20 protein-coding genes are annotated in these 17,744 nt (G+C 68.0%); 5 read left to right on the forward strand and 15 right to left on the reverse strand.

What is annotated here, in order from left to right:
* Window positions 1–6: 6 nt before the first annotated feature.
* Window positions 7–576, forward strand: coding sequence for a TetR/AcrR family transcriptional regulator (locus Y900_RS00740; RefSeq protein ID WP_036337837.1), 570 nt, complete (start codon window positions 7–9; stop codon window positions 574–576).
* Here the strand turns inward: Y900_RS00740 and Y900_RS00745 are convergent.
* The 14 genes from Y900_RS00745 to Y900_RS00810 all read right to left on the reverse strand — a co-directional run bounded on the left by Y900_RS00745 (window position 563) and on the right by Y900_RS00810 (window position 12,330).
* Window positions 563–751 (reverse strand): helix-turn-helix domain-containing protein, encoded by a 189-nt coding sequence (locus Y900_RS00745; protein ID WP_036345465.1) that lies wholly within the window; start codon window positions 749–751, stop codon window positions 563–565. The genes Y900_RS00740 and Y900_RS00745 overlap by 14 nt on opposite strands.
* 96 nt (window positions 752–847) lie before the next feature.
* Entirely contained in the window at window positions 848–2,476 is a 1,629-nt protein-coding gene (locus tag Y900_RS00750; RefSeq protein WP_036337839.1) for an ABC-F family ATP-binding cassette domain-containing protein, read from the reverse strand.
* Window positions 2,477–2,491: 15 nt separating this feature from the next.
* On the reverse strand, window positions 2,492–3,313 hold the full coding sequence (locus Y900_RS00755; RefSeq protein WP_036337842.1) for an enoyl-CoA hydratase: 822 nt from the start codon (window positions 3,311–3,313) through the stop codon (window positions 2,492–2,494).
* Between the two features lie 25 nt (window positions 3,314–3,338).
* A complete protein-coding gene (gene trxA, locus Y900_RS00760) occupies window positions 3,339–3,698 on the reverse strand; it encodes a thioredoxin (RefSeq protein ID WP_036337844.1) in 360 nt (119 codons plus the stop codon).
* Window positions 3,699–3,742: 44 nt separating this feature from the next.
* Complete coding sequence (locus Y900_RS00765) at window positions 3,743–4,858, reverse strand: oxidoreductase (RefSeq protein WP_036337847.1); 1,116 nt, start codon at window positions 4,856–4,858, stop codon at window positions 3,743–3,745.
* Entirely contained in the window at window positions 4,851–5,516 is a 666-nt protein-coding gene (locus Y900_RS00770) for a hypothetical protein (protein ID WP_036337849.1), read from the reverse strand. The genes Y900_RS00765 and Y900_RS00770 overlap by 8 nt, the downstream gene beginning before the upstream one ends.
* Window positions 5,516–6,085, reverse strand: a complete 570-nt coding sequence (locus Y900_RS00775) for a hypothetical protein (RefSeq protein ID WP_036337851.1) — start codon at window positions 6,083–6,085, stop codon at window positions 5,516–5,518. The genes Y900_RS00770 and Y900_RS00775 overlap by 1 nt, the downstream gene beginning before the upstream one ends.
* Before the next feature lie 9 nt (window positions 6,086–6,094).
* On the reverse strand, window positions 6,095–6,427 hold the full coding sequence (locus tag Y900_RS00780; protein WP_036337853.1) for a metal-sulfur cluster assembly factor: 333 nt from the start codon (window positions 6,425–6,427) through the stop codon (window positions 6,095–6,097).
* The gene (gene sufU / locus Y900_RS00785) at window positions 6,424–6,888 is read right to left on the reverse strand and encodes a Fe-S cluster assembly sulfur transfer protein SufU (RefSeq protein ID WP_036337855.1); all 465 of its coding nucleotides are present in this window, start codon (window positions 6,886–6,888) and stop codon (window positions 6,424–6,426) included. Before sufU ends, Y900_RS00780 begins: the two co-directional genes overlap by 4 nt.
* Window positions 6,889–8,139, reverse strand: a complete 1,251-nt coding sequence (locus Y900_RS00790; protein ID WP_036337857.1) for a cysteine desulfurase — start codon at window positions 8,137–8,139, stop codon at window positions 6,889–6,891.
* 1 nt (window position 8,140) lies between these two features.
* Window positions 8,141–8,908, reverse strand: a complete 768-nt coding sequence (sufC, locus tag Y900_RS00795) for a Fe-S cluster assembly ATPase SufC (RefSeq protein WP_036337859.1) — start codon at window positions 8,906–8,908, stop codon at window positions 8,141–8,143.
* Entirely contained in the window at window positions 8,905–10,122 is a 1,218-nt protein-coding gene (gene sufD, locus Y900_RS00800; protein ID WP_036337861.1) for a Fe-S cluster assembly protein SufD, read from the reverse strand. The genes sufC and sufD overlap by 4 nt, the downstream gene beginning before the upstream one ends.
* Window positions 10,123–11,565 (reverse strand): Fe-S cluster assembly protein SufB, encoded by a 1,443-nt coding sequence (gene sufB, locus Y900_RS00805; protein WP_036337864.1) that lies wholly within the window; start codon window positions 11,563–11,565, stop codon window positions 10,123–10,125.
* Window positions 11,566–11,583: 18 nt separating this feature from the next.
* A complete protein-coding gene (locus Y900_RS00810; protein WP_109750993.1) occupies window positions 11,584–12,330 on the reverse strand; it encodes a helix-turn-helix transcriptional regulator in 747 nt (248 codons plus the stop codon).
* A gap of 36 nt (window positions 12,331–12,366) precedes the next feature.
* Between Y900_RS00810 and mptB the strand changes: the two genes are divergently transcribed.
* The 4 genes from mptB to Y900_RS00830 all read left to right on the forward strand — a co-directional run bounded on the left by mptB (window position 12,367) and on the right by Y900_RS00830 (window position 16,830).
* Complete coding sequence (gene mptB, locus Y900_RS00815; protein ID WP_036345468.1) at window positions 12,367–14,100, forward strand: polyprenol phosphomannose-dependent alpha 1,6 mannosyltransferase MptB; 1,734 nt, start codon at window positions 12,367–12,369, stop codon at window positions 14,098–14,100.
* A gap of 20 nt (window positions 14,101–14,120) precedes the next feature.
* The gene (locus Y900_RS00820; protein ID WP_102808027.1) at window positions 14,121–15,029 is read left to right on the forward strand and encodes an ABC transporter ATP-binding protein; all 909 of its coding nucleotides are present in this window, start codon (window positions 14,121–14,123) and stop codon (window positions 15,027–15,029) included.
* Window positions 15,026–15,802, forward strand: a complete 777-nt coding sequence (locus Y900_RS00825; protein ID WP_036337867.1) for an ABC transporter permease — start codon at window positions 15,026–15,028, stop codon at window positions 15,800–15,802. Before Y900_RS00820 ends, Y900_RS00825 begins: the two co-directional genes overlap by 4 nt.
* Before the next feature lie 71 nt (window positions 15,803–15,873).
* Window positions 15,874–16,830: a COX15/CtaA family protein gene (locus Y900_RS00830; protein ID WP_036337868.1), complete on the forward strand. Its 957-nt coding sequence runs from the start codon at window positions 15,874–15,876 to the stop codon at window positions 16,828–16,830.
* Here the strand turns inward: Y900_RS00830 and Y900_RS00835 are convergent.
* On the reverse strand, window positions 16,780–17,730 hold the full coding sequence (locus tag Y900_RS00835; protein WP_036337869.1) for an ATP-grasp domain-containing protein: 951 nt from the start codon (window positions 17,728–17,730) through the stop codon (window positions 16,780–16,782). The two genes, Y900_RS00830 and Y900_RS00835, sit on opposite strands and share 51 nt — an antisense overlap.
* Between the last annotated feature and the right edge of the window lie 14 nt (window positions 17,731–17,744).

A 17,744-nucleotide genomic window follows, 5' to 3' on the forward strand; every position in this document is an offset into this window, starting at 1 on the left:
CCGCAGGTGCCCAGGGTCAGCGAGGATCATCTGGCGGCCCGCCGCCGCCAGATCCTCGACGGCGCACGGCGCTGCTTCGCCGAGTACGGCTACGAGCAGGCGACCGTGCGCCGGCTGGAGCAGACCATCGGTCTGTCGCGCGGTGCGATCTTCCATCACTACCGCGACAAGGACACGTTGTTCTTCGCGCTCGCCCGCGAGGATGCCGCGCGGATGGCCGAGGTGGCGGCCCGCGAGGGCCTCATCCAGGTGATGCGGGACATGCTGGCCGCGCCCGATCAATTCGATTGGCTTGCCACACGATTGGAGATCGCCCGCAAGCTGCGCAACGACCCGGTGTTTCATCAGGGCTGGGTGGAGCGCTCAGCGGAGTTGGCGTCAGCGACCTCCGAGCGGCTGCGTCAGCAGAAGCAGGCCGGCCGGCTGCGCGACGACGTGGCGCCCGACGTGTTGCAGTGCTACCTGGATCTGGTGCTCGACGGACTGGTCGCGCGGCTGGCGACGGGCGAGGATCCCCAGCGACTTTCGGCAGTGCTGGATCTGGTGGAGGATTCGGTGCGGGCTACCGACGGGTGACGTGGTTGGGGCCACCGCGGCTGCGCATAGTGGTGCCCGACTCGCGCAGCAGCGCGTGGATCGAGCCGTACGAACGGCCCGTCGACGCCACCAGGGTGCGAATGCTCGCGCCGCCCTCGTAAGCGTTTCGCAGAGTGTCCAGCAACTGGTCTCGAGCTTCGTTGGGCTTCCTCATGATCACCCTCCCCGGTGGATCCGCGCCGATAGCCATGAGAGTAGAAGCGTGGGTCGGCGCGTTGGGGGGAATGACCGAAATGGTTTACGGGCGTTGTCAGGCGAGTTCGATGAGGTCCCGGTACTCGTCGGACCAGAAGTCCTCGGTGCCGTCCGGAAGCAGCACCACCCGTTGCGGGTCGAGCGCTTCGGCGGCACCCGGATCGTGGGTAACCAGCACGACTGCACCCTGGTAGCTGCGCAGCGCGTCCAGAACCTGTTCGCGGGACGCGGGATCGAGGTTGTTGGTCGGCTCGTCGAGTAGCAGCACGTTCGCCGTCGAGGCCACCAAACCCGCCAACGCCAGTCGGGTCTTCTCGCCGCCGGACAGCGTGCCGGCCGGCTGCTCGAGTTGCGGGCCGGTGAACATGAACGCGCCGAGCAGTCCGCGCAGGTCCTGTTCACCGGTGTCCGGTGCGGCGTGGCGGATGTTCTCCCACACCGTCGCGTTGTTGTCGAGCGTGTCGTGTTCCTGTGCGAAATAACCGATCTTGAGCCCGTGGCCGGGTTCCAGTCCGCCGGCGTCCGGAGTTTCGGTGCCGGCGATCAACCGGAGCAGCGTGGTCTTGCCTGCGCCGTTGAGGCCCAGCACCACGACGCGTGAGCCGCGGTCGATCGCCAGGTCGACGCCGGTGAACACCTCGAGTGAGCCGTAGTTCTTCGTCAGCCCTTTGACGACCAGCGGTGTCTTGCCGCAGGGCGCCGGCGTCGGGAACTTGATCCTGGCCACCTTGTCGGCCACCCGCTCGGCGTCCAGTTCGGCCATCATCCGCTCAGCACGGCGCAACATGTTCTGTGCGGCAACGGCTTTGGTGGCCTTGGCGCCCATCTTGGCGGCCTGGGTCCGCAGCGCGCTGGCCTTCTTCTCGGCATTGGCGCGTTCGCGGCGCCTGCGCTGCTCGTCGGTGGCGCGGGCGTCGAGGTACTTCTGCCAGCCCATGTTGTAGACGTCGGCCTCGCCGCGCACGGCGTCGAGGAACCACACCCGGTTGACCACATCGGCGAGCAGGTCGACGTCGTGGCTGATCACCACGAGGCCGCCGGTGTGGTTCTGCAGGAAGCCTCGCAGCCAGCCGATCGAGTCGGCATCGAGGTGGTTGGTGGGCTCGTCGAGTAAGAGGGTGGTGGCCGAGCCTGATCCAGTGTCGCTGGCGGCGAACAGGATCCGAGACAGTTCGACGCGCCTGCGCTGACCGCCGGACAGGGTGCGCAGCGGCTGGGTGAGCACCCGGTCGGGTAGACCGAGGCTCGCGCAGATGCGGCCGGCTTCGCTTTCGGCGGCGTATCCGCCGAGGGCGGCGAAGCGTTCCTCGAGTTGGCCGTAGCGGCGGACCGCCTTGTCGCGGGCGGCCTCGTCGACCACCTCGGCCATCAACACCTGCTGCTTTTCCAGATCCGAGAGCAGCGTGTCCAAGCCGCGCGCCGACAGCACCCGGTCACGGGCCAGCACATCGAGATCGCCTTCACGTGGATCTTGCGGGAGGTACCCGATGTCGCCCGTGCGCACGACGCTGCCCGCGTAGGGCTCGCCCTCCCCGGCCAGGATCCGCATGGTCGTCGTCTTGCCTGCGCCGTTGCGTCCGACCAGACCGATGCGGTCACCGGGCTGGATGCGCAGCGCGGGGCCTTCGGCGAGGAGCAGAGTGCGCGCGCCGGCGCGGACCTCCAGGTCCGTTGCGGTAATCACGCGCGCACTCCTTAATTACTTGTCGTCGGTGAAGACCGGGGCGCGATTCTCGGCGCGCGCAGCGACCGCCTCTTCGAAGTTGGCGGTGAGCAGGCGCACATAAAGCTGCCCGAGGCCCTCGGCCTGCATATGCCCTTCCAGGCTACCGGCGTCCAGTCCACTCCACAGCGTCCGCTTGGTCAACTCGGTTCCGGGGCGGGAGAACGCCGCGATGCGGGCAGCGATATCGAAGGCGACCGGCAGCAGGTCCTCGTCGGGCACCTGGCGGGACACCAGTCCGATCCGTTCAGCTTCCTGCGCGTCGACGTCACGCCCGGTGAGCATGATCTCGAAGGCCCGCGACGAGCCGATCGCCCGTGGCAGCAGGTAGCTCAGGCCCAGTTCACTGGCCGTCAGCCCGTTGTTGATGCCGGCTGCGCGGAAGTACGCGCCGCTGGCGGCCACCCGGATGTCGGCGGCCAGCGCCAGACACAGGCCGCCGCCGATGGCCGCACCGTTCACCGCGGCGATGATCGGCTGGTGCAGCTTGCGCATGGCGAGAATCACATCGTCGAGCACGTCCATCGACCGCAGTCCGAACGACGGGCGGGTCAGCCCGGCGACGTGCGGCACCGAACCGGCGGACTTGTGGTCGGCGCCGGAGGAGAATCCGCGGCCTGCTCCGGTCAGCACGACCGCGCGCACGTCGTTGTCGTGCTTGAGCTCGGTGAGAACTTCCCGCAGCGGGAGCATGACGTCGAACGCCATGGAGTTCATCCGCTCCGGACGGTTCAGAGTGACCAGAGCGATGTTGGGCTGCGGCTTTTCGACGAGGACGAAACCTGTGTCACGAATCACCCGTGCACGGTATCGCCGAAACGAGCTACTCGGATTGCGACTGGGACGAGACCGCCGAGTCGACGTCGAACTCCTTGACCTGTCGGATGAGGTCTTCCAGCGCCGCGGGCGGAAGCGCACCGGCCTGGTTGAAGATCAGCTTGCCCTTCTTGAAGGCCATCAGCGTCGGGATGGAGCGGATCTCGGCGGCGGCCGCCAGTTCCTGCTCGGCCTCGGTGTCGACCTTGCCGTAGACGACGTCCGGGTGCTGTTCGGATGACTTGGTGAAGGTCGGGGCGAAGGCCCGGCACGGCCCGCACCACGACGCCCAGAAGTCGACCAGCACGATGTCGTTGCCGGTGATGGTGTCGTTGAAGTTCTGTGCGGTCAGGTCTTGGGTAGCCACGTCAGTCCTAACGTCTTGTTGTCCCGGTGTGTTCCCTGTAGCTGTCAATACAAACGGGCCAGCGCACTGGCCGCATCGAAACCGCCGAACTCGTCGAGCTTGCCGTCGCGCAGGTGGTTGACCCACGCCGGGTCGGCGAGCAGGGCACGCCCGACCGCGACGATGTCGAATTCGCCGGCCTCGAACTGGTCGAGCACCCGGTCGATGGGCGACGGCGGGATCGGTCCGCTTCCCGCGCCGGGATTGAACTCGGTCTCCAGGCCCACCGACCCGACTGCGATGACGGGCAGACCGGTCATCTTCTTGGTCCACCCGGCCAGACTCAGTTGGGGATCTTCGCCGGGGAAGCCGGGCAGGTAGTGCCGCCGCGTCGAGGGGTGCAGTACATCCACACCGGCTTCGACCAGCGGGGCCAGGAGTTGCTCGAGTTCTGCTGCGCTGCCGGCGACCTGCGCGTCGTAGCGGTTCATCTTCCACTGCGAAAACCGGTAAATGATCGGGAAGCCGGGACCGACAGCGGCACGCACCGCGGCGACCACCTCGGCCGGGAACCGGGTGCGCGCGGCGAGCGAACCGCCGTAGCCATCGGTGCGGTGATTGGTGTGCTGCCAGAGGAATTGGTCCAACAGGTAGCCGTGGGCGCCGTGGATCTCGACAGCATCGAAGCCGGCCGCCTGAGCGTTGGCAGCGGCCACGGCATACGCCTGCGCGAGCTCCGGCAGCTCCTCGGTGTCCAGTGCGCGACCGGTGGCGCTGCCGTCGATCCCGATGCCCGACGGGCTGACCGGAGTCTGGTCGGGGCGGTCGCCGTCGTGGACACCGCGCGCGACGCCCTGGTGCCAGAGCTGGGCGGCAATCGTGGCGCTCTCGGCGTGCACGGCGTGGGTGACTGCGCGCCAGCCGGCCAGCACCGCGTCGCCGTCGAGGTTGGGGATCCGGTCCGGCCAGCCTGCGGCGGGGTGCGGAATCCGAACGCCCTCAGTGATGATCAGTCCGGTGCCGCCTGCCGCCCGGCGCCCGTAGTAGGCGGCGACGTCGGCTCCCGGGATACCGTCCGGCGAGGCGGCGCGGGTCATCGGTGCCATCGCGAACCGGTTGGGGACGGTCAGCGACCCGACGGTCACCGGGGTGAACAGCTCCTCCAGGCGTGCATCATCCATGACGTGTTGCAACACCGCCGTCGACGGCGGTGATTCCTCGCTGGAAGAAGTCGGTGATGTCGGTGGCCAGGTTGTCGACGTCGGCATCGAGATCCAGTGCGCGCACGGCGCCGAACGGCGCGTTCCACAGTGGCCCGGTACGCGGCGCGGTGGTGAAGTCCCACGGGCCGACGTAGGCGTACGGCAGTTCGTGGAAGTCGTCGCCCGCAGAAACCCCGTAGTTGACCTCCTCGACCGTGGCCGCGACGTCGAGGTGCTCTGGCCAGAGCACCGGATGCGCTTCTGGCAGAACGGCGTTGATCGCGAAGCCGCCGGCGTAGAGGCTGCGGTAGATGGCGTCGGCGGCGTCGGTGTCGATGTCGAGAACGGTGTCGGGCCGTAATTCGGCGACGGAGTGATACACCGTGGCAGGCGGCGGACCCACATCGAGCCCGGTGGCCGCGGCCAGGTCACGCACCGGTCCGGCCAGCGGGATGCTGCCGTCCGGCCACGCCAGCGTGGTCCCGTGCACCGCGATCGCCAGTGTCGTGGCGGTGAAACCGTCCGGACGGACGGCCAGCCGAATCGTTCCCGTCGCGCGGTACTGCGGCCCGGCGAGGAAGCTCTCGGCGACGCCGTGCAGTTGGCGGCGGGTGGCCACCACCGTGGATTCGGCCATCACCCGGCCGCTCCCCGGGCGCGCTCGATGAGCGCCACCGCACGCTCGCGGGCGCGATCGGCGTTGACCAGCAATTGGTCTCGGCGGCCCGGCCACCACAGCAGCTCGAAGCCCAGCAGCACCAGGTACACGCAGGACGCGATGACGTCGCGGGTGGAGCCGAATATCGCATCCCAGCCGGCGGTTACGATCGCGACGACGAGGAACAGGGGCAGCACCCACCGGAAGGGCCGCCCGGTCTCGGCGGACTTGTGCAACCCGTCGGCGTAGTCGACCACCGGTTGCCCCAGGGTTGGGTCGCCGATGCGACCGCCCCATCGGGTGACCCCGACGACGCGCACGCGTTGTTCACCGCTCAGGGCGGCGGCGCCGGGCCAGTACCTGACCATCCGCAGGCCCAGCCATATCCCGTAGACCACCGTGATGATGGCGGCGGCCAGCACGGCGGCCAACCACAGTCCGGAGTCCAGCCAGGCCAGCAGGCCGACGAAGATGCCGGTGCCGACGCCGACGATGACACCCCGCATGACCGCGCCGCCGCGCCACACAAAGGCGGGGACGGTGAGCATCAGCTCAGATTAGACAGTGAACCCCAGCGCGCGGAGCTGTTCGCGACCGTCCTCGGTGATCTTGTCCGGGCCCCACGGCGGGTTCCACACCCAGTTGATCTTGGCCTCGTTGACCAACCCGGCACCGACCAGCGCGGTGAGGGTCTGATCTTCGATGACGTCGGTCAGCGGGCAGGCTGCCGAAGTCAGCGTCATGTCGATGAGCGCCACCGTTCCGGCGTCGCCCTTCTCCACGTTCAGGTCGTAGACCAGACCGAGGTCGACGACGTTGATCCCCAGTTCGGGATCCACCACGTCGCGCATGGCCTCCTCGATATCGTCGAGCAGGTTGGGTTCGGTCATCGCTTGTCCTCCAAGTCTTTTCGGTGTGATGCCTGGGCCACGGCGTCTTTGAACGCCAGCCAGCCCAGCAGCGCGCACTTCACCCGAGCCGGATACTTCGCCACACCGGCGAAGGCCACTCCGTCGCCGAGCACGTCCTCGTCGCCCTCGACGGCGCCCCTCGACGACACCATCTCGGTGAACGCCGCCACGGTCTTCAGCGCGTCGCCGACGGTCAGCCCGATCACCTGGTCGGTGAGCACCGAGGTGGCTGCCTGGCTGATCGAGCAACCTTGGCCGTCGTAGGAGATGTCGGTGACCTGTTCGCCGTCCGCGGACAGCGCCACCCGCAGCGTCACCTCGTCGCCGCACGTCGGATTGACGTGATGCACCTCGGCGCCGAACGGCTCACGCAGCCCGCGGTGGTGCGGGTGCTTGTAGTGGTCCAGGATCACTTCCTGGTACATCTGCTCGAGTTTCACTCAATCCCGCCCAAAGAACTCGACAGCCCGCTGGACGCCCGCGACCAAGCGGCTTACCTCGTCGAAGGTGTTGTAGACGGCGAACGATGCCCGGGCGGTCGCGGCGATGCCGAACCGGCGGTGCAGCGGCCACGCACAGTGATGCCCGACCCGCACGGCAACCCCGTCGTCGTCGAGCACCTGGCCCACGTCGTGGGCATGCACGCCGTCGACGACGAAGCTCACCGGCGAACCGCGGTGTTCCAGCGTGGTAGGTCCGATGATGCGCACCTGCGGGAGCGCGGCGAGGCCGTCGAGCGCGGCGGCGACCAGTTCGTTCTCATGCGCCTCGACCGCGGGCATCCCGATCTTGTCCAAATACCGTGCGGCCGCACCCAATCCGACCACCTGGGAGGTCATCGGCGTGCCCGCCTCGAACCGCTGCGGTGCGGGGGCATAGCTGGCGGCCTCCATGGTGACGGTCTCGATCATCGACCCGCCGGTGAGGAACGGTGGCATCGCGTCGAGCAGCTCGCGCCGGCCGTACAGCACGCCGATACCGGTGGGTCCGAGCATCTTGTGCCCGGAGAACGCGGCGTAGTCGACGTCGAGGCCGTGGAAGTCCACCGGCTGATGCGGCACCGACTGGCAGGCGTCCAGCACGGTCAGCGCACCGACAGACTTGGCCCGCCGGACTATTTCACCCACGGGCGCAATCGCACCGGTGACATTCGAATGATGGCTGAAAGCAACGACTTTCACCCGCTCGTCGAGCTGCAGCGAATCGAGGTCGATGCGGCCATCCTCGGTCACGCCATACCAGCGCAGGGTCGCTCCGGTGCGGCGGGCGAGCTCTTGCCACGGAATCAGGTTGGCGTGGTGTTCCAGCTCGGTGGTGACGATGACGTCGCCGGGACCGACCGCCTTCTCGAACCGCTGGTCCCCCAACACATACGACACCAGATTCAGCGACTCGGTGGCGTTTTTGGTGAACACCAGCTCGTCGGTGTCGGCGCCGACGAAGGACGCGATATCGGCACGACCCTGCTCGTAGGCGTCTGTCGACTCCTCCATCAGCTGGTGCGCACCGCGATGCACCGCGCCGTTGGACGTGGTCAGGAACTCCCGTTCGGCATCGAGAACCTGCAGCGGTTTCTGCGACGTCGCCCCGGAATCCAGGTAAGCCAGCTGATGTCCGCCCCGCATCACCCGCGTGAGGATCGGGAAATCCGCGCGGATACCCACGACGTCCAGATCCACCGACGCGGTCATGTCAGGCTCCTGCCGCCGCCTGGGTGAAGCGCACGTAGCCATTCTCTTCGAGCTCATCGGCCAGCTCCGCACCGCCGGACTCGACGATCCGGCCGTCGACGAAGACGTGGACGAACTGCGGACGGATGTAGCGCAGGATCCGGGTGTAGTGCGTGATCAGCAGGACACCGGCATGCTCGGCCTCGGCGTAGCGGTTGACGCCTTCGGAGACCACCCGCAGGGCGTCGACGTCCAGGCCGGAGTCCGTCTCGTCGAGGATCGCGATCTTCGGCTTCAGCAGACCCAGCTGCAGGATCTCGTGGCGCTTCTTCTCGCCACCGGAGAAGCCCTCGTTCACGCTGCGTTCGGCGAACTGCGGGTCGATCTCCAGATCGGTCATCGCCGACTTGACTTCCTTGACCCAGTGCCGCAGCTTCGGGGCCTCGCCGCGCACCGCGGTCGCCGCGGTGCGCAGAAAGTTCGACATCGACACGCCGGGGACCTCGACCGGGTACTGCATCGCCAGGAACAGGCCGGCGCGGGCGCGTTCGTCGACGCTCATCGCCAGCACGTCCTCACCGTCGAGGGTGATCGACCCCGAGGTGACGTGGTACTTGGGATGGCCCGCAATCGAATACGACAGCGTGGACTTTCCCGAACCGTTGGGGCCCATCACCGCGTGGGTCTCCCCCGACTTCACGGTCAGGTTGACGCCCTTGAGGATCTCCTTCTCGGAGCCGTCCTCACCTGTGATGCTGACGTGCAGATCCTTGATTTCCAAAGTGCTCATGGCTGTGTGGCTTTCGACTCAGTGATGGCAAGTTCTCGTTCGATGGCATCGGTCAGGCGCTCGCGCACCTCGGGGACCGCGATTTTGGCGATGATCTCGTTGAAGAAGCCGCGGACCACCAGCCGGCGGGCTTGCGCCTCCGGGATGCCGCGGGCTCGCAGATAGAACAGCTGCTCGTCGTCGAAACGGCCGGTCGCACTGGCGTGCCCGGCACCGACGATCTCGCCGGTCTCGATCTCCAGGTTCGGTACCGAGTCGGCGCGTGCGCCGTCGGTGAGCACCAGGTTGCGGTTGACCTCGAAGGTGTCGGTGCCGGTGGCCGCGGCCCGGATCAGCACGTCACCCACCCAGACGGTGTGCGCGTCGGGCTTCTTGGAATCCGGATCCCCTTGCAGCGCACCCTTGTACAGCACGTCCGACTTGCAGTTCGGTTGCGCGTGGTCGACCAGCAGTCGGGACTCGAAGAACTGCCCGGCGTCGGCGAAATAGGTGCCGAGTAGCTTGGCGTCCCCGCCCGGACCGGTGAACCGAACGGTGGTCGAGGTCCGCACCACGTCACCGCCGAGGGTGACGTTGACGTGCCCGAGTACCGAGTCCTTGCCGAGCTTGGCGTGGTGCGCGCTGACATGCACCATGTCGTCGGCGAAGTCCGCGATCCAGATGACACCCAGACCGGCCGAGTCGCCGACGATGATCTCGACGTTGTCGGCGTAGGTGCCGCTGCCGCGCAGATCGACGACGACGATCGCGCGGGACAACTCCTCGACCCGGATCTGCAGGTGACCGTAGGCCACGCCGCCCGCACCGGGGCCGTCGACGGTGATCTCGATAGGCTCGGCGACCTCGGTGTCCCGTGCGACGGTCACCACCGTCGCCGAGTTGAACGACGAGAACGCCTGCGCGGCAACCCGATCGCTGGGCACCCCGCCCTGGCCGAGTCGCTCGTCTCCGCGCCGCACGGTCTCGACCGTGACACCGGGGCGCTCGGTCACCGTGATCGCCGCGGTGCCGTTGGCGACGGCCGAGCCGTCATGCAGGCCGCGCAGCCGCTTGAGCGGGGTGAACCGCCACAGCTCGTCGCGGCCGCCGGGCACCTCGAAGGCGTCGACGTCGAACGAGCTGAATTGCTCGCCCTTGTTGGCGGCGGCCAACGTTGAGCCGGAGTTGACGGCAGTGAGGGGCGAACCCTCCACTGCCTTCGAAAGATTGGTCACTTAACCGACAGCACCTTCCATTTGCAGCTCGATCAGCCGGTTCAGCTCCAGGGCGTATTCCATGGGCAGTTCCTTGGCGATCGGCTCGACGAAGCCGCGCACGACCATCGCCATTGCCTCGTCCTCGGTCATGCCGCGGCTCATCAGGTAGAACAGTTGATCTTCGCTGACCTTCGACACGGTGGCCTCGTGGCCCATCGTGACGTCGTCCTCGCGGATGTCGACGTAGGGGTAGGTGTCACTGCGGCTGACCGTATCCACAAGCAGCGCATCGCATTTCACGCTCGAACGCGATCCGTGCGCACCCTTGTTGACCTGGACCAGGCCACGATAGGAGGCACGGCCACCGCCGCGGGCCACCGACTTGGACACGATGTTGCTCGACGTGTACGGGGCCAGGTGCAGCATCTTGGCGCCGGTGTCCTGATGCTGGCCTTCGCCGGCGAACGCCACCGACAGCACCTCACCCTTGGCGTGCTCACCGGTCATCCACACCGCCGGGTACTTCATCGTGACCTTCGAGCCGATGTTGCCGTCGACCCACTCCATGGTGGCGCCGGCCTCGGCGCGGGCGCGCTTGGTCACCAGGTTGTAGACGTTGTTCGACCAGTTCTGGATGGTCGTGTAACGGCAACGGCCACCGGGCTTCACGATGATCTCGACGACCGCCGAGTGCAGCGAGTCGCTCTTGTAGATCGGCGCAGTACACCCTTCGACGTAGTGCACGTAGGCGTCTTCGTCGACGATGATCAGCGTCCGCTCGAACTGGCCCATGTTCTCGGTGTTGATCCGGAAGTAGGCCTGCAGCGGGATGTCGACGTGCACGCCCTTGGGGACGTAGATGAACGAACCACCTGACCACACCGCGGTGTTGAGTGCGGAGAACTTGTTGTCCCCGGCCGGGATCACGGTGCCGAAGTACTGCTTGAAGAGTTCCGGGTGCTCACGCAGGCCCGAATCGGTGTCCAGGAAGATCACGCCCTGGGCCTCGAGGTCCTCGCGGATCGAGTGGTAGACCACCTCGGACTCGTACTGTGCGGCCACGCCCGACACCAGGCGCTGCTTCTCCGCCTCGGGGATACCCAGCCGGTCATAGGTGTTCTTGATGTCGGCGGGCAGGTCATCCCAGGTGGCGGCCTGCTTCTCGCTGGAGCGCACGAAGTACTTGATGTTGTCGAAGTCGATGCCCTCGAGGTTGGATCCCCAGTTCGGCATCGGCTTCTTGTCGAACGTGCGCAGCGCCTTGAGCCGGATGTCGAGCATCCACTCCGGCTCGCTCTTCTTGGCCGAGATGTCGCGCACCACCGCTTCGGACAGGCCGCGCTGCGCGCTTGCGCCCGCGGTGTCGGAGTCCGACCAGCCGTAGCCGTAACGGCCCAGTGAGGCGATGGCCTCTTCCTGGGTCAACGGCTGCGCCGGCTTGGCTTCCGGGGTGAGTGTCATGGCGACGCTCCTTCTGGTCTAGTGGTGTGCCGGTGTGAGCGGCACGTGGGTGGTGCAGGCGCAGTCGCCGTTGGCGATGGTGGCCAGTCGCTGGACGTGGGTGCCGAGGATCTCGGACATCGCCTCCTTCTCGGCTTCGCACAGTTCTGGAAACTCTTCGGCGACATGCGAAACCGGGCAGTGGTGCTGGCAGATCTGGATGCCCTGCATGGGTCCGCCGACCCGCGTCGTCGTCGCCGCGTAACCGGCCTTGGTCATCGCGTCGGCGACCCGCTCGGCCGTGGACTCGACGTCGTCGGGGCCCTGCGCCACCCCGGCGAGGATGGCGTCGATACGGCGCCGGGCGAAGGTCTGCACCGCCTGCTCGCCGCCGATTTCGCGCAATTGGCGGATCGCGGCCGACGCCAGGTCGTCGTAGGTGTGTTCCAGTTTGGCCCGTCCGGCCGCGGTGAGCCGGTAGCGCTTGGCGGGCCTGCCGCGGCCCGCCTGCTGCCACGCCGCCGCGGCGTTGGCCTGGGCGTCGCCCGCCTCAATCAGCGCGTCGAGGTGTCGGCGCACGCCGGCCGCGGAGATGCCCAGCCGCTGGCCGATCTCGGCGGCGGTGATGGATCCCGACTCAAGCAGGAGCTGCACAATTGCCCGGCGGGTCTGCCCGTCATGCACGACGGTGCCCACCACGGGCACAGCGTCAGCATCGGACGGGAATTTCACAACACCAGTGTTACGCAATTGCCCGAACAGGTCTAGCAAGGGCACCCTTAGCAAGCTGAGGGCGAAAAAGTCGCCGGTTAGAGTGCTGTGGTGGCAGCCCGCCAGCTTTCGCTGAGTTCGTCAATCGCCCGCTTGCACGGCGATGAACGAACTGTAGGCGCGCCCCTCAACGACGCCGAATTCCGTGCCATGCGCCGCACCCGGCTGTTCGGCGCCACCGGAACAGTGCTGATGGCGATCGGTGCGCTGGGTGCGGGCGCCCGCCCGGTCGTGCAGGACCCGACCTTCGGCGTGCGGCTGCTGAACCTGCCGTCGCGTATCCAGACGGTGTCGCTGACGATGACCACCACGGGTGCGGTGATGATGGCGCTGGCCTGGCTGATGCTGGGCCGCTTCGCCCTCGGCAACCGCCGGATGTCGCGCAGTCAGCTTGATCACACTCTGCTGCTGTGGGTCGTTCCGCTGCTGATCGCTCCGCCGATGTACAGCAAGGACGTCTACTCCTATCTGGCGCAGAGCCAGATATCGGCGAACGGGCTCAATCCCTACAAGGTCGGGCCCGCCCCGGGGCTGGGCTTGGACCACGTCTTCACCCTCTCGGTGCCCAGCCTGTGGCGCGAGACGCCCGCGCCGTACGGCCCGCTGTTCCTGTGGGTGGGACGCGGAATCTCGGCGCTGACCGGGGAGAACATCGTCGCCGCCGTGCTCAGTCACCGGGTGGTGGTGCTGCTCGGCGTCGGGATGATCGTGTGGGCGGTGCCGCGGCTGGCCCGTCGCTGCGGCGTCGCCGAGGTCAGCGCGCTGTGGCTGGGTGCGGCCAATCCACTGTTGCTGATGCATCTGGTCGCAGGCATTCACAACGAGGCGCTGATGCTGGGCGTGATGCTCACCGGCACCGAGTTCGCGCTGCGCGGGATCGACTCCGCCAAGCCGCTGTGGCCACGGCCGATGCACTGGCCGCACGGGCGCGACCAGTGGGCCCAGTGGATGCCGCCGGCGATGCTGGTGTTGGGCTCGGTGCTGATCACGATGTCCTCCCAGGTGAAACTGCCGGGGCTGTTGGCCTTGGGCTTCGTGGGCATGGCCCTGGCGTACCGCTGGGGATCGACCGTCACGGCGTTCGTTCTGGCGAGCGCGTTCATGGCGTCGCTGTCGCTGGTGGTCATGGCCATCATCGGCTGGGCCAGCGGCCTGGGCTTCGGCTGGCTGTTCACGCTCGGCACCGCCAACGTGGTGCGCAGCTGGATGTCGCCGCCGACGCTGCTGGCGCTGGGCACCGGCCAGGTCGGGATCCTGCTCGGGCTGGGTGACCACACCACCGCCGTGCTGTCGCTGACCCGCGCCATGGGCGTGCTGATCATCATGATCACCGTCACCTGGCTGCTGCTGGCCGTGATGCGGGGCAAGTTGCATCCGGTCGGCGGTCTCGGTGTGGCGCTGGGCGCGACCGTGCTGCTGTTTCCCGTCGTGCAGCCGTGGTACCTGCTGTGGGCGATCATCCCGCTGGCAGCTTGGGCCACCCGCCCGGGCTTTCGCATCGCGACCATCGCGGTGTCGCTCGTCGTCGGGATCTTCGGGCCGACGGCCAACGGCGACCGCTTCGCCCTGTTTCAGATCGTCGACGCCACCCTGGCCAGCACGGTGATCGTGCTGATGCTGATCGCCGTGACGTTCCACCGGCTGCCGTGGCGCAAGGTGCCCGGAACCAACGAAACGTTCAGTGGGCAGGAGCCCGACACCCCGGCCACAGCGGAGTCCGCGGAGCCATCGACCGAACCACCGACGCCGCGTCCGGCGCCCGGCGCATACGCTGAGTCACCGTGAGTTCCGGCCGCGAAATCCCCGTGCGACTGCGCGGGGTGTCCAAGCATTACGGGTCGACGACGGCCGTGGCGAATCTCGATCTCGAGGTGCACGCCGCCGAGGTGCTGGCCCTGCTGGGCCCCAACGGGGCAGGTAAGACCACCACGGTCGAGATGTGCGAGGGCTTCACCCGGCCAGACGGCGGCACCATCGAGGTGCTGGGCCTGGACCCGGTCGCCGACAACGCGCGGGTGCGCGAGCGAATCGGCGTCATGCTGCAGGGCGGCGGCGGCTATCCGGCGGCCCGGGCCGGCGAGATGCTGAATCTGGTGGCCTCCTACGCCGCCAATCCGCTCGACCCGGCCTGGCTACTGGACACCCTGGGGCTGACCGACGCCGCCCGAACCACCTACCGCAGGCTGTCCGGCGGCCAGCAGCAGCGGCTGGCGCTGGCATGCGCCCTGGTCGGCAGGCCCGAACTGGTCTTCCTCGACGAGCCCACCGCCGGAATGGACGCGCACGCGCGGCTGGTGGTGTGGGAGCTCATCGACGCGCTGCGCCGCGACGGCGTGACCGTGGTGTTGACCACCCACCAGCTCAAGGAGGCCGAGGAGCTCGCCGACCGGATCGTGATCATCGACCACGGCTCGGCCGTGGCGTCGGGAACACCCGCGGAGTTGATGAACTCCGGCGCCGAAGGACAGTTGCGATTCTCCGCGCCCCGACAGCTCGACCTGTCGCTGTTGATCGCTGCGCTACCGGAAGGCTATGCGGCCAAGGAAGTTTCGCCCGGTGAATACCTGGTGGAAGGCAAGATCGACCCGCAGGTGCTGGCAACGGTTACAGCCTGGTGCGCACGGCTCGACGTGCTGGCCACCGATGTGCGGGTCGAGCAGCGCAGCCTCGAAGACGTGTTCCTGGAGTTGACCGGTAGGGAGTTGCGGTCATGACGAGCGAACTCTTTCCCCCGGGCACCTTCGCGCCCGACCCACGGCCCAGCACCGTGCCGCGGATGCTGGCGGCGCAGTACGGCCTGGAACTGAAACTGTTGCTGCGCAACGGTGAACAGCTGCTGCTGACGATGTTCATCCCCATCACGCTGCTGATCGGGCTCACCCTGTTGCCGCTCGGCTCGTTCGGCACGCACCGGGTCGCGGTGTTCGTTCCGGCGATCATGGCGCTGGCGGTGATCTCCACGGCGTTCACCGGCCAGGCCATCGCCGTCGCGTTCGACCGCCGCTACGGTGCACTGAAACGGTTGGGCGCCACCGCACTTCCGGTGTGGGGCATCATCGCGGGCAAAGCGCTGGCCGTGGTGACCGTGGTGTTCCTGCAGGCGTTGCTGCTCGGCGGCATCGGTTTGGCCCTGGGCTGGCGCCCGCATCCGGTCGGGCTGCTGCTCGGCGCGCTGGTGATCGCACTGGGCACGGCGGGTTTCGTGGCGATGGGCCTGCTGCTGGGCGGAACGCTGCGCGCCGAGATCGTGCTGGCTGTCGCCAACCTGCTGTGGTTCGTGTTCGCCGGGCTGGGAGCGCTGACCCTGGAGACCGGCGCGATTCCGCGTGGGGTGGCCTGGGTGGCGCGGCTGACGCCGTCCGGCGCGCTCACCGAAGCACTGACCCGGGCGATGTCGCTGTCGGTCGACTGGTTCGGCATCGCGGTGCTGGCGGCGTGGGGCGTGGTGTCGGCGTTGGCGGCGCTGCGCTGGTTCCGCTTCACCTAGGCGCGCGAGCCGGTCCCTACTACGCCGATCCCTACTACAGGGCGTAGTTAGACGTCCTCTACGATCAGGCCGTGCCCGTCGGACGGTTTTTCCAGCGGCTGGTGGACTTGCTGCCACTGCCGAGCCTGCGCGTCCAGCGCATCATCGCCGCCGCGGTCATCCTGACCCAGGGCGGTATCGCCGTCACCGGCGCGATCGTGCGGGTCACCGCATCCGGCCTCGGCTGCCCCACCTGGCCGCAATGCTTCCCCGGCAGCTTCGTCCCGGTCCCGCACGCCGAGGTGCCGGTCATCCACCAGGCCGTCGAGTTCGGCAACCGGATGATCACCTTCCTCGTCGTGATCACCGCGATCCTGGCCGTCCTGGCCGTCACCCGCGCCCGCCGCCGTCGGGAGGTGCTGATCTACGCCTGGCTGATGCCGGCGTCGACGGTGGTGCAGGCGGTGCTCGGCGGGATCACCGTGCTGGCGGGGCTGGCGTGGTGGACGGTCGCGATCCACCTACTGGCGTCGATGGCGATGGTGTGGCTGGCCACCCTGCTCTACGTCAAGATCGGCGAACCCGACGACGGCATCTCGACCGCGCTGGTGCCCAAGCCGCTGCGGCATCTGACCGTGCTCGGCGCACTCACATTGGCCGCGACGCTGACCACGGGGACCCTCGTGACCGGCGCCGGCCCGCACGCCGGCGACAAGAGTCCGCAGCGCCCGGTGCCGCGGCTCGAGGTCGAGATCCTCACGCTGGTGCACATGCACGCGACGCTGCTGGTCGCCTACCTGGCGCTGCTGGTCGGGCTGGCCGCCGGATTGCAGGCGGTGTTCGCGCCCCGGTTCATCATGAAGCGGTTGGCCGTGCTCGTGGGTTTGGTGCTGGCCCAAGGACTGGTCGGCGCGGTGCAGTTCTTCACCGGCGTGCCGGCCGCATTGGTGGCCGTGCACGTCGCGGGCGCGGCGGCCTGCACGGCGGCCACCGCGGCGCTATGGGCGTCGATGCGACAGCGGGCCGAGCCCAAGACGCTCACACGCTGACTCGACCTCGAGCGCGAACGCGCGCTGTTGCAGCTCGCGGGTCCGCTCGTCGAGCTGGCGCCAGCCGAGTCCGGGCTCGATCACCTCGAGCTCCAGCACCACCGGATCGTCGGAGCCGCCGATGAGATCGACTCTGGCATAGAGCAATTCACAGGGCTCGATACCCAGATGGCGACTGGCGGCAGCCAGCGCGGCCACGCCGACGTCCCACATCTCGAAGTCCGGATCCGCCGGGGCCAGCGACTCCTCCACGTAGGTGCCGGACTCATGCAGCGTGGGCGACTCCCCTTCGGGCGGCAGCATCGGGCCCTTGGTGAACGCATGGGACTGCCGGCCGCCGAGGAACACCAGCGCGGTCTCCCCCTGCTCGACGCGGGCGTCGTAGGGCTGCACCAGCGCCGTACGCCCGCTGTCCTGCAACGCGGCGACGTGTGCGCCCGCCGCGGCCCGGTCGACGAACCGGCCGGTGTCGATCGAGCCTGCACCGATCGCGGGCTTGATCACCACCTCACCCTTGGGCAGGCGCACCTTGTCCCCCGGTGCGAAGAAATACGACGGGACGGTCGGCACGCCCGCGTCGGCGAGATCCTGCAGATAGTGCTTGTCGCTGTTCCACGCCACCACCTCCGGGGCGTTGAGCAGGTGGCGCACCCGGCGGGTCCAGGCCAGGAACTCCTCGCGGCGTTCGGCGTAATCCCAGGCGGCCCGCAGGATCACCAGGTCCGCGGTCTCGGTCTGCGGGTCGTCCCAGGACAGCCAGCGGGCGTGCAGCCCGCGGGTCCGCAGGGCGGCGATCAGTCCGTCGTCGTCGCCGTCACCGGCCACGAGTCGCGGGCAGCCCGCCAGCACGATGCTCGGATGGAAGACGTCGGGACGTGCCAGATTCGGGCGAACGCTCATGGCGGGGATGATAG

Origin of the sequence: Mycolicibacterium aromaticivorans JS19b1 = JCM 16368 (assembly GCF_000559085.1) — a bacterium.
Lineage (GTDB): Bacteria > Actinomycetota > Actinomycetes > Mycobacteriales > Mycobacteriaceae > Mycobacterium > Mycobacterium aromaticivorans.

Bases quoted from the DNA above. Each gene is read 5' to 3' on its own strand.
- Y900_RS00745 (WP_036345465.1), bottom strand. From the start codon at position 751: ATGAGGAAGCCCAACGAAGCTCGAGACCAGTTGCTGGACACTCTGCGA.
- Y900_RS00765 (WP_036337847.1), bottom strand. From the start codon at position 4,858: ATGGATGATGCACGCCTGGAGGAGCTGTTCACCCCGGTGACCGTCGGG.
- Y900_RS00770 (WP_036337849.1), bottom strand. From the start codon at position 5,516: ATGGCCGAATCCACGGTGGTGGCCACCCGCCGCCAACTGCACGGCGTC.
- Y900_RS00775 (WP_036337851.1), bottom strand. From the start codon at position 6,085: ATGCTCACCGTCCCCGCCTTTGTGTGGCGCGGCGGCGCGGTCATGCGG.
- Y900_RS00780 (WP_036337853.1), bottom strand. From the start codon at position 6,427: ATGACCGAACCCAACCTGCTCGACGATATCGAGGAGGCCATGCGCGAC.
- Y900_RS00790 (WP_036337857.1), bottom strand. From the start codon at position 8,139: ATGACCGCGTCGGTGGATCTGGACGTCGTGGGTATCCGCGCGGATTTC.
- sufC (WP_036337859.1), bottom strand. From the start codon at position 8,908: ATGAGCACTTTGGAAATCAAGGATCTGCACGTCAGCATCACAGGTGAG.
- sufB (WP_036337864.1), bottom strand. From the start codon at position 11,565: ATGACACTCACCCCGGAAGCCAAGCCGGCGCAGCCGTTGACCCAGGAA.
- Y900_RS00825 (WP_036337867.1), top strand. From the start codon at position 15,026: ATGACGAGCGAACTCTTTCCCCCGGGCACCTTCGCGCCCGACCCACGG.
- Y900_RS00835 (WP_036337869.1), bottom strand. From the start codon at position 17,730: ATGAGCGTTCGCCCGAATCTGGCACGTCCCGACGTCTTCCATCCGAGC.